13 protein-coding genes are annotated in these 12,947 nt (G+C 63.6%); 2 read left to right on the forward strand and 11 right to left on the reverse strand.

Annotated elements, in window-relative coordinates:
- The 10 genes from A5634_RS12460 to A5634_RS12505 form a co-directional block, all read right to left on the reverse strand.
- Positions 1–1,133, reverse strand: a 1,133-nt coding sequence (locus A5634_RS12460; RefSeq protein ID WP_065144363.1) for an amidohydrolase family protein, incomplete at its 3' end; no start/stop codon positions are given.
- A gap of 33 nt (positions 1,134–1,166) precedes the next feature.
- Positions 1,167–2,258 (reverse strand): amidohydrolase family protein, encoded by a 1,092-nt coding sequence (locus A5634_RS12465; RefSeq protein WP_065144373.1) that lies wholly within the window; start codon positions 2,256–2,258, stop codon positions 1,167–1,169.
- A 205-nt stretch (positions 2,259–2,463) separates the two neighbouring features.
- Positions 2,464–3,363 (reverse strand): NAD(P)-dependent oxidoreductase, encoded by a 900-nt coding sequence (locus A5634_RS12470; protein WP_065144364.1) that lies wholly within the window; start codon positions 3,361–3,363, stop codon positions 2,464–2,466.
- A gap of 3 nt (positions 3,364–3,366) precedes the next feature.
- A complete protein-coding gene (locus A5634_RS12475) occupies positions 3,367–3,759 on the reverse strand; it encodes a carboxymuconolactone decarboxylase family protein (RefSeq protein ID WP_065144365.1) in 393 nt (130 codons plus the stop codon).
- A 91-nt stretch (positions 3,760–3,850) separates the two neighbouring features.
- Complete coding sequence (locus A5634_RS12480; protein ID WP_065144366.1) at positions 3,851–4,246, reverse strand: DUF4189 domain-containing protein; 396 nt, start codon at positions 4,244–4,246, stop codon at positions 3,851–3,853.
- A gap of 94 nt (positions 4,247–4,340) precedes the next feature.
- The gene (locus tag A5634_RS12485) at positions 4,341–5,894 is read right to left on the reverse strand and encodes a phospholipase C (protein ID WP_065144367.1); all 1,554 of its coding nucleotides are present in this window, start codon (positions 5,892–5,894) and stop codon (positions 4,341–4,343) included.
- A gap of 88 nt (positions 5,895–5,982) precedes the next feature.
- Positions 5,983–7,158, reverse strand: a complete 1,176-nt coding sequence (locus A5634_RS12490) for a phosphotransferase (protein WP_065144374.1) — start codon at positions 7,156–7,158, stop codon at positions 5,983–5,985.
- A gap of 29 nt (positions 7,159–7,187) precedes the next feature.
- Positions 7,188–8,159, reverse strand: coding sequence for an NAD-dependent epimerase/dehydratase family protein (locus tag A5634_RS12495; RefSeq protein WP_065144368.1), 972 nt, complete (start codon positions 8,157–8,159; stop codon positions 7,188–7,190).
- A 6-nt stretch (positions 8,160–8,165) separates the two neighbouring features.
- Positions 8,166–9,266, reverse strand: a complete 1,101-nt coding sequence (locus tag A5634_RS12500) for an NAD-dependent epimerase/dehydratase family protein (protein WP_065144369.1) — start codon at positions 9,264–9,266, stop codon at positions 8,166–8,168.
- Positions 9,263–9,763 (reverse strand): nuclear transport factor 2 family protein, encoded by a 501-nt coding sequence (locus A5634_RS12505; protein ID WP_065144370.1) that lies wholly within the window; start codon positions 9,761–9,763, stop codon positions 9,263–9,265. Before A5634_RS12505 ends, A5634_RS12500 begins: the two co-directional genes overlap by 4 nt.
- A 114-nt stretch (positions 9,764–9,877) precedes the next feature.
- On the opposite strand from A5634_RS12505, the gene A5634_RS12510 reads away from it, so the two are divergent.
- Together A5634_RS12510 and A5634_RS12515 are read left to right on the forward strand one after the other, a co-directional pair.
- A complete protein-coding gene (locus tag A5634_RS12510) occupies positions 9,878–10,876 on the forward strand; it encodes an acyl-CoA dehydrogenase family protein (RefSeq protein WP_065144371.1) in 999 nt (332 codons plus the stop codon).
- The gene (locus A5634_RS12515; RefSeq protein ID WP_065144372.1) at positions 10,860–12,035 is read left to right on the forward strand and encodes an acyl-CoA dehydrogenase family protein; all 1,176 of its coding nucleotides are present in this window, start codon (positions 10,860–10,862) and stop codon (positions 12,033–12,035) included. The genes A5634_RS12510 and A5634_RS12515 overlap by 17 nt, the downstream gene beginning before the upstream one ends.
- 74 nt (positions 12,036–12,109) lie before the next feature.
- Here A5634_RS12515 and A5634_RS12520 read toward each other — a convergent pair.
- The coding region (locus tag A5634_RS12520; RefSeq protein WP_155769509.1) for a cytochrome P450 at positions 12,110–12,947 on the reverse strand (838 nt) is incomplete at its 5' end.

Genomic DNA, 12,947 nt, shown 5'->3' on the forward strand with positions numbered 1-12,947 from the left:
GTCTGACCCTCGAGCACCGGAACCGTCTCCGGTAGGTGATAGGTGGCGATGCCGTTTTTGAACATCACCGCTTCCCGGGCCGCTTTGGGCAGATGCTTGACCAGCCAGCGCGGGTCGTCGAATGTCCAGTGCGGGTAGTCCGACGAATACAGCAGAATCTTCTCGCACTCCATCCACTCCAGCGCGCGAGTCAACTCCGTTTTGTCTTCCGGGTAGTCCAGCGGTTGGGTGGTGAACTTGATGTGGTCCTTGACGTATTCGGAGGGCTTGCGCTTGATGTCGACCCAGGATTTGCGGGCTTCGTAAATCGCGTCCATCCGCCACATCAACGGCAGAATCCACGTGAATGCGTGCTCGACGAACACGATCCGCAGCGTCGGGAAGCGGTCGAAGACACCGTCGAAGATCAGGCTCATGACCTGGTTGGCGGCCAGCAGCGAGTAGGTGACCATGAAGTCGTGGTTGTAGCTGGGGAAGCCAACCGGGGGAGTCGGTAGCTCGTCGTACTGACTGCGAGACAGATGGCAGCTCACGGTGATGTCGTGCTTGGTGGCCGCCGCCCAGATCGGGTCGTATTTCGGGTTGCCCCACGACGGGCGTGGCTCGGCCTTGATCAGGATCTGCGCCATGTACGGATGCCCGGCCCAGCGCTCGATTTCGCGCACGGTCGCCTCGGGTTCCTCGATAGCAGCGCAGATCGAACCGCGCCAGCGCTGATGCCAGTTGTTGTGACTGTCCAGCCAATGGTTGGCCTGCCAGTCGTTCAATGCCATCGACATCGCGTGCTGCGCTTCGGGAATGCGGGCCGGGTAGGCGCCCGGCTCCAGGATCGCGATGTCCGAACCGGCTTCCATGATCAATTGCTTGAAAGCCATGTCGGGATCGCTGCCGGGGAACTCGCCGTCGGCGGGGAACGTGTCCACGCGCATCGCGTAGCTGTGCGCGTAATCGGGTGCGTCGTAATAGATTTGCTCACCGACGCTGCGAGTCAGGAAGTACTTGCTACGCCACGGCTCGGGAATGTACTGGACGATCTCGCCGCGTTTGGGCACCGGGTGGACATCGGAATCGACGCACCGCACCGCGATGCGTTCGACAGGCGGAACACGCTCGTGCATATGGGTCAGCGTCATCTCGATCTCCCTGCCATTTTCGAGGCCTCACTTCTACTGTGCGCCCGAGCCGACGGCGATGTCTATGCCGTACAGCTCGGCCGCGTTCCGCCAGCACAGTTTCTGGCGCTGTTCGTCGGAGAGCGCGGTGGGCAACTTTCGGATATCGCCGCATTGCCAGTGCGGGTAGCTGGAGCCGAACATCACCATGTCGTCCTTGCCGGTGAAGCCGAACCATTCGCCGGCGAACTCGGTGTCGCCCGGCCCGTCCAGGCTGCCCTGGATGAAATACACATGGCCGGGTAGGTAGTCACTGGGTATCCGCGGCGCCCAGGGTGTCTGTTCCAAATGTGGACGGCCGAACGTGTCCATCCGCCAGATGAAGGGTGTCACGAAGTCCGCCGCGCCGTCGGCCCAGACGAACTTCAGCGTCGGGAAGCGTTCGAAAACACCCTCGGCGATCATGTTCATCAGGTGATACAGGTAGTTCAGCGCCATGAAGCTGACGTATTGCTCGTAGGTGCGGGTGTTTCCGGACGGCGTCGGCGGAAAGGCGATTCCGGACCCGACCTCGATGTGCACCGCAACGGGAAGGTTCGCCTCGGCGGCGGCCTCCCACAACGGCCAGAACTGAGGCTTGCCGTAGAGCTCGCGTGATTGCAGCGGCACCCCGATCTGAACGATGCGCGGGTGGTGGCGCCACTTCTCGATCTCACGCAGGGCCCCGGTGACGTCGTCGGGATTGATTCGGATGGTGCCGCGGAACCGATCACCGAACTCGTCGTGATCCAGCCAACGCGACACCATCATGTCGTTGTGGGCGGCATGCAGTGCGGTGCCGAGGTGCCGGTCCGGCAGGATGCCGCGCCCGGCCGGGTGCAGGACCGCCACGTCGACTCCGCGTTTGGAAAACAGTTCAGCGGCAACGAGTTCGGGGTCTGAGCCCGGGTATTGGCGGTCGGGCCCCCGGGTGTTCGGCGCGTATTCGCCGCCCGGCGCGCCGTACCAGTCCATCTCGTAGTCGGGAAAGCCCCGGCTCTTGAACGGTTCGCGCAGAAAGTTGCGCAGGTCCTTGTTGCTCGAAGAGAAGATGTGCACGCTGGCGTCGATGACTGGCGTACGCGTCCCGTCGGCATGTTCGATCACGAAAGCCACCCTCCGGCTACGGCAGCATGGGCGAGCCCCGCCGGGCCATATGATAGATAACCTAACATTTTCGGTGACCGTCCATCAACGGATTTGCGGTAAGCATTTCAGTTAGCCATCTGTCCTGGTAAAGCCGCTATTACCGGCTTTGGTGCAAGTGTTGTTCTTAAATCTGAATAATAACATTCTCCACGTTTGTTGTAACTCACTGAGGCGGATTCGTCGGTCCGACGATCACGTCTGCTGCCTGTTCGAACGGCTTGATCACCGCGGTGAAGTCGGAATCGGATCCCTGGTGCTGCGCGGTGGCTTCCCAAAGCCGGGCGACTGTGGCGGCGAGGTCGACAGGCACCCCTAACGCTTCGGCTTCCTCGAGGTAGAGACGCACGTCCTTGACCATCAGTCCGGTGGAGAACCCGTAGTCGAACGTGCGCGGCAAAATCGCCCGCGGAAACTTGTCGCGGCTGGCGCTGGTCGCGCCCGAACCCGCATTGAGCACGTCGATCATCACGGCCGGATCCAGGCCGGCCTTGACGCCCATCACGACGACCTCAGCCGTCGCCGCCAGCACATTGGCCGCCAAAATATTGTTGGCCAGCTTCATCGTCTGAGCGCAGCCAGGCTTGTTCCCCACGTAATGCGGGCGTCCCAGCACCTCGAGCACCGGCTCGATGCGGTCGAATTCGGCGCGCGGACCGGAGACCATGAGGGCCAGCGTGCCGCGTTCGGCGCCCCCGACCCCGCCGCTGACCGGGCTGTCCAACGTCGCGATGCCGCGTTGGGAAAGACGCTGATGAATCCGGACCGCGATCTGGCTACCCACGGTGGACATGTCGACGTAGCGCTGGACGCACGAGCCGTGCACCACCCCGGTGTCGCTCGTTGCCACGTCAAGCGACGCGGTAGGTGTCGGCAGGCTCGCCAAGACCGTCTCCGCGAGATCCGCAACCTCCTTGGCGGACGAGGCGGCACTTGCGCCCAAGGCGACGATGCGTTGCAGGGCCGACGGGTTGGTATCGAAGGCGACGAGGTCATGGTCCCGTTCGACGAGGCGGCGTGCCATGGGAAAGCCCATGTTGCCCAGACCGATGAAGCCGATCCGCATGCGCTAGCCTCCGTCGAGTTCGGCGAAGATTTCGGCTGCGGTGCGAAAACTGTCGACCGCGGCGGGGACACCGGCGTATATGGCGACCTGCAGGAAGACTTCACGGATCTCGTCGCGGGTGACGCCGTTGGTAATGGCCGCCCGTAGGTGCGTGCGCAGTTCGTGTGGCCGGTTCAGCACCGACGTCATGGCCAGATTCAGCATGCTGCGCGTCTTGCGCGTCAAACCGTCGCGCCCCCACACCGCACCCCAGCAGTACTCGGTGACGAGATCCTGCAGGGGCCCGGAGAAGTCGTCGGCTTCGGCAATCGCTTTGTCGACATAGTCCCGGCCCAGCACCTCTGAGCGGATTTGTCGGCCTCGCCGGTATGTTTCGGTGTATTTGTCGGTGTCCAACGCGTACTCCTTTGCGACTAGTGCGAGTAGTCAGGAGTTTAAGCGGTCAACGAATTGACCTGCCGGCAAACGAAATTGAGCGACGTTCCGATCAGTGGCAGGCCCAGATGACGGGCCAGCCACCACCCAGATTGGCGACGGCGTGTTGCTCGGCGGCTTGGCGGGTCGGCCCGTAGCCGCCGTGGTAGGTAGCGCCGTCGTGGGCGACCGCGCCGCACTGGGTGTAGCTGCTCACGATGCGGCAGCTGTCGACGCCGCAGCGTTCCAGTGCTAGACGCTCGGCCAACGACCGGTTCTTCTGGCGCCGCGCCGTGCCGGACGCGCCATCGTTGCTGTAGGCGAAGGCGCCGTAGTAGGTGAGAAGCGGTGGCAGATTATGGGGATGGGTACGGGCGGCGGCCGGATGGATCAGCGTGAACGCCATTGCAGCGGCAGCCAACACGCTCGCGAGCAACAGCGGGACGCGACGTCGTTGTCGTGTCGTCATTCGTGAACCCTTCCAGTTCGTTCGCTGTGTGAGCACATGTTTACAACGACGAAACATGTGTTGTCTAGCATACCCAGGCTCGGCGTTCGGCTAACTAGCAAAGCCCGCTTGGTGTGCCCCTGGTGGGCGTGGCTTCTTGGGTGGGCATCGCTTGCGGGTAGGGCACCCGATACGGGGGATTCAGCCGAAATATTCCCGCCACCGCCAGCGTTCCGAGTCCGCATTGCGCCAGTTGCGGCAGCAACTGTTTCGACTGGTTGAGGTTGGGTGGCGACGGGTTTGGCGGGACGGCGAAGTTGAACGTCGACGTCATGTCCTTGGTCACGCTTCGTCGCCAGGCGGTGAGGTTGGGCACGGGCGCGCCGAAACGGGTTTCGATCAGCCGCAGCTGCGAAGTGTGGTCGAGCTGGTCGTGGGCCACCAGGCCGCCCCGGCTGTAGGGAGAAATGACGAAGCAGGGCACGCGATAGCCCAGGCCGATCGGGCCGCGGACTCCGCCGGCGCCGTCCACCTTGTTCAGGTCGGACACGGTCAGGTACTCGCCAGGCGTCCCCTCCGGCGGAGTGGGCGGCGTGACGTGATCGAAATAGCCACCGTTTTCGTCGTAACTGACGATCAGCGCGGTCTTCTCCCACACCGCCGGATTGGACAGCAGGATGCGCAACACGTCCACCAACGCGACAGCGCCGCCGGCGTTCGGCATGGCGGAGTGCTCTGAGACCAGGAAGTTGGGAACCAGCCACGAAACCTTGGGCAGCTTATTGGCTTTCACGTCGGCGGCGAAGTCACGCGGGTAGCGTGGCTCGGACCCGTAGCGGGCCAGATCCGACCTCGGGTCCCGAGCCTGACTGAACCATTGCACGATTTGGTTGTAGCCCACGTAATTATTGAGAGCCGGGCCTAATGACTTGTCGCTGTACACTTTCCAACTGACGCCGGCCTCGTTGAGGTTCTCCGGCATGATGCGCCAGCTGAAGCGTCCGATCGGCGCGCTGTTGAAGGTGTCCACCACTGGCCCGCCGTTGGTGCCGGCGGGGTCGATCGTGGCACTGAGCCAGTACAGCCGATTGGGAAAGGTAGGCCCTAGCACCGAGCAGTGATAGCGGTCGCAGAGGGTGAACGAATCGGCCAGCAGGTAGTGGATCGGCAGGTCTTGGCGCGTGTGATAACCCATTGCCGCCGGGACATTTGGTGCCGAACGTGTGGTTGCCTGCGCTGGTAGCCAATTGTCGTTAGCGCCACCGTTCCAGGACGAGTGCAGGGTGACCCAACCATGGTCGGGATCGTTGATGCATGCCCCATTGAGCAGGGGTGGGCGCGTGGTGTCGAAACGGAACGGGATCGTGACCCCGGCGGGGTCCAGCGTCTGGCTTTGTGGGTTCCATCCCTTTTGCTGAAAAGCCGGTGAGGCGGTGTTGAATCCGTCGACACCGGACAGCGTGCCGAAGTAGTGATCGAAGGACCTGTTCTCCTGCATCAACAGCACGATGTGCTCGATGTCGCTCAAGTGACCCGCGCATGGCCCTGCGCCATAGGCCTTCTCGATTACGGGCTCGCACAACGACATTAGAGCCCCGGTGCCGGCGGCAGCGGTGATGGCAGCCAGAAACTCCCGGCGTGACATCCGGTCAATCGCGGATTTGCCCATCAAACCTCGCCCTTCGCGACAGTGCGCTCACTGTAACGTCGCGAGTGCGGTTAGCTGAGGCGCGTCGAGGGGCGTGTCTCTCGAAAGGCTATGGCGCGTTTGACCTCCCACGGCCGGGAGGGCGCGCCGATGTGGAATGGCCTAATGGGGTTTGCAGCGCGGCAACGGTTTCCAGATCCTGCAGGGCGGCAACGCCGCGTCGCAGCCCTTCCATAGCGATGTCTTCGACCTGCATCCCGCCCATCCCCGCCGTGATCAGCGCCGCCACGTATGCGTACAGCGCACCCTGTCGATAACGCAGCCAAAGGTCCTCGGCGTCCAATTCCGGTCCGCCGGCAGCCCTAAGCGCTTGTCGATAATGATTCAGTAGATCGCGCTGGGCGCCGCGACGGACCTCCGGGGTGAGGCTGGTGACCATGGTGTAAGCCAATTCTCGGGACGGGTGGCCGCGGCGCACCGCCTGCCAGTCCAGCAACCCGGCCCTGCCGTCGCGGAAGTAGACATTGCCCGGATGGGCGTCACCATGCATCACGGTGTGTGGGGGAGTGTCGATCAGCGCGGCGACGGCGCGATAATTGTCGACGATGTAGCGACCCTCTTCGAGCGGGAGGGTGGTCCGTCCCGCCAGCCGCTTGATCGAGGTGTTCATCAGCGATCCGGTCAGCAGACTGGTGACGTCACCCGAAGGCGTGTAGAGCCAACCGAGATCATCGGGCAGCTCACCCCAGAAGGTGGCGTGCAGCTTGGCCAGCAATTCGACGATCAGGCTGGCCTGGTCGACGGACAACGGATGCAAGGTATCCGGGAATTCACACGACGCGGTGGGCAGGTCTTCCAGAACCAGAACGTATCGTCCGGTCCAGCGATCAAAAGCCGTCCCGTAGGCGTTCGGCAGTCCGGTGAGTTGCGGTGCGAGCTGGCTGTAGAAACGCACCTCGGTGTGCCCGAGTCGGCCGAGTTCGCCCATCAGCCGGGTCGCCGCGGTTTGGGCGGCAAGTTTGACGAACACCGTTGGGGGAACACCGTCGCCGGTCAGGGCCAGGCGCGCGCGCGACGACGTTCCGGCGTCGGCATTGAGCACGTGGACCGAGTTCACGGTGGTGCCCATGACGCTGGAGAGCGTATCGGCGTCGAGCTCGTCGATGGTGCGCGGCAGGCCCGTCCGGCCGCCCACGATGGAGTCGGTGGCGACCCGGCCGAGGCCGTGGCCCAGATGGGCGGCCAGGCCGGCGATTGAGAGGGCCTGTGTTAGAAGGCGTTTCATTTGCGTCTGCTCGCGCAAGCCAGGGTGCCTCACTGTGCGGCGAACCATCGCGCGGACTTGGCAATCGATTCCTCGACGGGCTCGGGCTTCCAGCCCAATTCACGTTCGGCCTTGCTGTGGTCCAACGGCGACATCAGGTCCGCCATCCGGGCGCCGACGTAGGCTATCGGCAGGTCGCGGTTGAGTAGCCGGGCGGCGAGATCGTTGGCCCGTGAAGCCGCATACATGACCGGCATCGGGACCGGGATGCGCGGTGGGCGCCGGCCGACAGCTCGCGCCGCGATCTCGTGCAACTCCTTGGAACTCATGTACCGGTCAGAGATGATGTAGCGATGGCCGTCGCGTCCCTGGTCCGCAGCGAGAAGCATCGCCCGGGCGGCGTCTTCGATGCCGACCACCTCTGACGAGAAGCCCATGTAGAACGGAAAGCGGCCGGCGGCGATTTGGCCGATGAGTCCGTTGTGCGGGGTCGGCGCCCAGTCCCGCGGGCCGTAGGTGGTGGAGATGCACAGCGCTACCGCAGGCAGATCCTTTTCGCGGGCGTATTGCATCACCAGATCCTCGGCGGCAATCCGGGATTCGATGTACGGACCGCCATCGGTCCAGTTGTGTGGGTCGTCTTCGGTGACCGGGCGATCATCGTTGATCGCCAGAGTGACGGTGCTGCTGGTGAATACGAACTTGCGCAGCTTCGCGGCGACCGCCGCGTCCAGTACGTGCCGCAGGCCTTCGACGTTGGTACGGAACAGTGGCGCCGGGTCGCGCAGCCACATCCGGGCGTCCACCACGCAGTAGTACACGACATCGCAGCCGGCCATGGCCTCGCGCAATACCGCGTCGTCGAAGATGTCTCCGTAGCACCGCTCGACGTCCAGGTCGTCGAATCCCTTGGTGCAACTTGTCTTCCGGACCATGACCCGTACATCTTCGCCGGCTGCCGCGAGCTGGCGGGTCACATGGGAGCCCAAAAAGCCGCTGGCTCCGATGACTAGTTTCTTCACGTTGCCTCAGAAGTTGGTGGGTGCGAGCATGTCGGGCCCGTACTTGGCGGCCAGAAATGTCCACGGGTCGGCGTAGGTGCCGCGATGTTCGAGGCGTCGTTGGATGGCTAACAGGGCGCGCATCAGCGGGCGGGCCACCGGTCCCAGCGCTCGCAGCAGGACACGACGCCGCCCCATCGACTCGCCGATCCATGCGACGGTATCGGTCCATGGGTGTTGCTGATAGTCAAGCAGCACTTGGGATTCCGTGGTGTCGAACCAGCCGGTAAAGCTCCAGCCGCGGTCGTCGTCGGGATCACCGGGCAGCCCGACTGACGGACCGAGTCGGCCGATCCCGACCGCGGCCATCATGTCATCCTGCAGGTCGATCATCAGGTGAACGTGGCTGTCGTCGCCGGCAATCACGAGCACTTTTCCATCGACAGCATCGCGACGGTCCACCGCGTTGGCGAAAGCCAGTGCGACGTCACGGGCGTCGATCGCGTGCATGCGGTTGTCGACGGGGGTGGCGCGTACCAGCATGAGGTAGTCACCGTCGAAGTTGGCCGCGCCGTCGGGTGAGACGATCGCGGCCAGTCGGAGCAGGGTGTGGGGCAGGCCGCTTTCGGTGATGATCCGCTCGGCCAGGACCTTGTCTTCCCCGTACTGATCGATCGGGTTCACCGGTGTGTCGCCGGTGATGAGCTCGCCATGGCGGTGGGGATTGCGCGAACCGTAAACCGCGGCGCTGGAAGCGAATACGAAGAGGGGTAGCTCTTGCAGACCTTGCGCTGCGGTGACCAGGTTGCGGGTCCCTCCCACGTTGACCTTGCGGGCCATCCGAGGATTGCGATACGACGGCGGGGAGACGATGGCCGCCAGGTGCACGATAGCCGAGGGTTGATGTCGGTTGATGACGGCCGCGATTGCGTCGGCATCGGTGAGGTCGGCGAATTCCGCAACCAGTTTGCCCGGGTGGCCTGCTTGCGCGAGTGTTGCCGCCACGGCCGCCGAATTGGCGCTGGGAAGGTCCATGGCGATCACGGTGTGACCGCGTCCCAACAGGATTTCCGCGCAGCGCTTCCCGACTTGTCCGCAAGCGCCGGTGATCACAGTGGTGCCGCTCATTTGCCGAACCTGCGCGCTATCGCCGCCCCGGTGTCACGCAGCCGAGGCGAGATGCGTACGGAGAAAACCGGATTGAAGATGTCCTCGCGCACCCGAGTCAGCGTCGAGGACTTGATCAGCCACCGCCCGTCTACCTTTATGTACGTTTCGTGGTAATGCCCGCGCCCGATCAGGTTGAGGCCCGGACCGAGTCGAACCACGTCCTCGAGTGCCCATACTCCCGTGGCGGTCGTGTCGGATGTCAACTCGATCTCCGGCGCGTGCACCTGGTGCGCCGTAGGTTGTGAGGGCTTGCCCAACGTGCCGCGGACAAACGCCACGAATTCGTCGGCTCCGGTCACTAGTTTTCCGCCGGACGCCGAGGTGTCGCTGACGAAGTCGTCGGTGAAGAGTTGGCGCCAGTCATCCCAGCTTTTGGTGTCCAGGAAGCGGCAGTACCGGGCCTTGAGTTGCTTGATCGCCTCGATCTCCCACAGCATCGCTGCGGTGTCCAGCATGGCGGCCCCTTCGCATATCGGTATAGCCCGTTTTCGAGATTACTACTTGCGATATAGAGAATGTTATTCTCGCCAGGTAAACACCAGTTTGTTCCCCTGGGAGGCGGCCGCGCGATGATCCTGGAGTTTGATGCTGATCAGCGGCTGTGGCAGGACACGGTGCGCGATGTCGTCACCAAGCAATGCCCGCCTTCGCTGGTCCGCAGCGTTGCCGAGGACGGCGCGGACACCGAACCGCTGTGGAAGCTCTACCGGGAACTCGGCTGGACCGAACTCAACGACCCGGCCAGCGCGGTCGAACTGGCAATCGTCCTCGAGGAACTCGGGTACGCTACCGATCCCACCCCATTCCTGGCCACCCTGAGTCAGTTCGCTCCCTTGGCCGGCGACCGGTTTGACCCGAGCCAATCCGGCACGGCCGTATACAGCGGCGTCACCGCGCGCCGGGACGCAGAAGGATGGGTGCTCGACGGCACCGCCCGGCACGTGTTGGACGGAGACCGGGTCGAGCAGGTGGCGGTGGTGACCGAGGCCGGCGTGTTCCTCACCGACGCCAGCCAGCTCTCGGCCCGTCGTGAATCGGTGTTCGACCCGGTGCTGCACGTGGCCGACCTGTCGTTCAATAACGTCCGAGTGCCCGACGACGACCGACTGTCCGTGGACCGCGAGCGCGCACGTCATATCGCCCTGATGGGCATGGCGATCACGATGGTCGGAGCATGTCAGCGCATCCTGGACCTGGTGCTCGAACACGCGACCAGCCGGCACCAATTCGGCGTTCCCATCGGTTCTTTCCAGGCTGTCCAGCACAAGGCCGCCGACATGCACGTCGCCGTTCAGCGCGCCCGGGCGTTGTCGTACTTTGCCGCGCTGACCGTCTCCGCCGACGATCCCCGTCGCCGACTGGCCGCCGCGATGGCCAAGGCATCGGCGGGCGAATGCCAATCGTTGGTGTTCCGGCACGGCCTCCAGTTGCACGGCGCAATGGGATTCACCTGGGAGAACGACCTGCAGTTTGCGCTCAAACGGGCCAAGGCGGGTGAGCTGATGCTCGGTGGTGCCGCAGAGCACCGCGCGCAGATCGCCGAGGAGTACCGTGCAGCTGACTTTTGATTCCGACGTCGAGGATTTCCGCGCGGAGTTCTCGGCCTTTCTCGACGAAAACCTGCCTGACGCAAGCGAAACGCGGGAGCGACCCCGATCGGTATCGCACATGCCCGACTGGGCGCGGCGTTGGCAGCGACTGTTGTTCGACAACGGCTGGCTGCTGCCAACCCAGCCGCCGGAGTTCGGCGGACGCAATGCCACGGTGTTGCAACAGTACGTGTACCTCGAGGAGCTGTGCCGGCGCAGGATCTACCACAGCTTCAATCCGCAGGGTGTGAATATCGTTGCGGCATCGCTGATTTCGTTCGGAAGCCCGGAGCAGAAGCAGCGCTGGGCGGTACCCATCCTGCGTGCCGAGATCACCGCGTCGCTGGGTATGAGCGAGCCCAGCGCGGGTTCGGACTTGGCTTCGTTGCGTACCCGGGCAGTAGCCGAAGGCGATCACTTTGTGGTCAACGGCCAGAAGGTGTGGACGTCGGGTGCCCACGACGCCGATGTGCTGTTGACCTTCGTGCGGACCGATCCTGATGCCCCAAAACACAAGGGCATCAGCGTGTTAGTGATCCCCACCGATACCGAAGGCGTGCTGCGGCGGCCCTTCCCGTCCATCTGTGCCGACGACGACCTGGATTTCAACGAGGTGTTCTTCACTGACGTGAAGGTGCCCGCGGAGAATCTGGTCGGAGAACTCAACCAGGGTTGGCGGGTGGCCAACGGATCACTGGGACATGAGCGCACGATGATGTGGTTGGGGTTCGCCGACCGGATGGACAACATGCTGGCCGATTACCGGCCGGCGTCGGCGCTGGATCGGGACCGGTATGCCACCACGATCATGGACAAGCAAGCTTTGCGCCTGCTGGGTTCGGTAGCGCTGTCTCGCGCGTCGCGCGGCGAAGACGACACCTCGGCGATCTCGGTGCTCAAATTGCTTGGCTCCGAAGCGGAATTGCGGATCAGCGAACACGCACTGGAAGCCGGTGGTTCGGACAACCTGGTGCACCCCGCGCTCAGTGGTCCGTATGCGTCGATGAACCTGGACCATTACTTTGCGAGTTGGTTCGAGCGCTATGCCCGCAGTTTCTCCGGCACCATCGCCGGCGGCACCTCGGAAATTCAGCGCAACATCATCGCCCAGCGCGTGCTGGGACTCCCGCGGGGGTAGCTCCCCTTTTCCGGCGAGCAGACGCAGAATCGCACGAAATCGCCCGCGATAGTGCGATTCTGCGTCTGCTCGCGCTAGGAAATGACCGCGGCTTCCTTGCGTTCGGTGACCGGGCGAGCGAGTTCCTGCTCCTCGCAAATGCGCTGCAACTTGTCGAGCGTCTCGTCCAGGCCCGCTCCCACCCGTGGTCCGGGAGTGAACGTGGCGGGCAGCTTGCGCATGCCCTGGATGACCCCGATGGTTTCGTAATGCACGGCGCCGTCCGGGTCGCAGCGATAGTCGGGCATCCGGTCGAGCACGGCGTTGAGCATCGACTTATACACCGTGCGCGCCACGTTGGAACCGATGCAGCGGTGCACCCCGATGCCGAAGCTGAAGTGCCGGTTGCCTTTACGGTCCATGACGACCTGGTCGGGGTTTTCGAAGACGGCGGGGTCGCGGTTGGCCATGGCCCATGAGATCCACAGTCGCTCGCCCTCTTTGAACTGGGTGCCGTCGAGTTCGGTGTCGTCGGAGAAGGTCCTGCCGTCACCGGGTGCCGGGGTGAAGTAGCGCAGAAACTCTTCGGTTGCCGGATCGAGCAGAGTATCGCGGTTGTGCCGCAACCGCTCCCGCTCATCCGGATTTTCCGAAAGCCATTCCAGCGAGTGGGCGGTGAGCGCTGTGGTGGTGTCGAAGCCACCGCCGATGACCAGACCGAGGTTGCCCAGAATCTCCAGATCGGGAGCGGGCTCACCGTCAATGCGCATCTGCAGCAACCCGTTAACCACACCGGGTCGCGGGTTCTCGCGAATCTCGATCATGTTGTTGACCATGTCCAGACCCATATTCCGGTGCATCTCGGTGACCCGCTCGATGTCCGGGGAGTGTTCGGGTGTGTACACCGCGGCGTGGACCGGTTCGCTGTACAGG

The organism is Mycobacterium asiaticum, assembly GCF_001673365.1.
Classification (GTDB): Bacteria; Actinomycetota; Actinomycetes; order Mycobacteriales; family Mycobacteriaceae; genus Mycobacterium; species Mycobacterium asiaticum_A.

What these genes read in the sequence shown, in the direction of transcription:
- A5634_RS12470 (WP_065144364.1), bottom strand. Translation starts at nt 3,363, where the DNA reads ATGCGGATCGGCTTCATCGGTCTGGGCAACATGGGCTTTCCCATGGCA.
- A5634_RS12480 (WP_065144366.1), bottom strand. Translation starts at nt 4,246, where the DNA reads ATGACGACACGACAACGACGTCGCGTCCCGCTGTTGCTCGCGAGCGTG.
- A5634_RS12485 (WP_065144367.1), bottom strand. Translation starts at nt 5,894, where the DNA reads ATGGGCAAATCCGCGATTGACCGGATGTCACGCCGGGAGTTTCTGGCT.
- A5634_RS12490 (WP_065144374.1), bottom strand. Translation starts at nt 7,158, where the DNA reads ATGAAACGCCTTCTAACACAGGCCCTCTCAATCGCCGGCCTGGCCGCC.
- A5634_RS12500 (WP_065144369.1), bottom strand. Translation starts at nt 9,266, where the DNA reads ATGAGCGGCACCACTGTGATCACCGGCGCTTGCGGACAAGTCGGGAAG.
- A5634_RS12505 (WP_065144370.1), bottom strand. Translation starts at nt 9,763, where the DNA reads ATGCTGGACACCGCAGCGATGCTGTGGGAGATCGAGGCGATCAAGCAA.
- A5634_RS12510 (WP_065144371.1), top strand. Translation starts at nt 9,878, where the DNA reads ATGATCCTGGAGTTTGATGCTGATCAGCGGCTGTGGCAGGACACGGTG.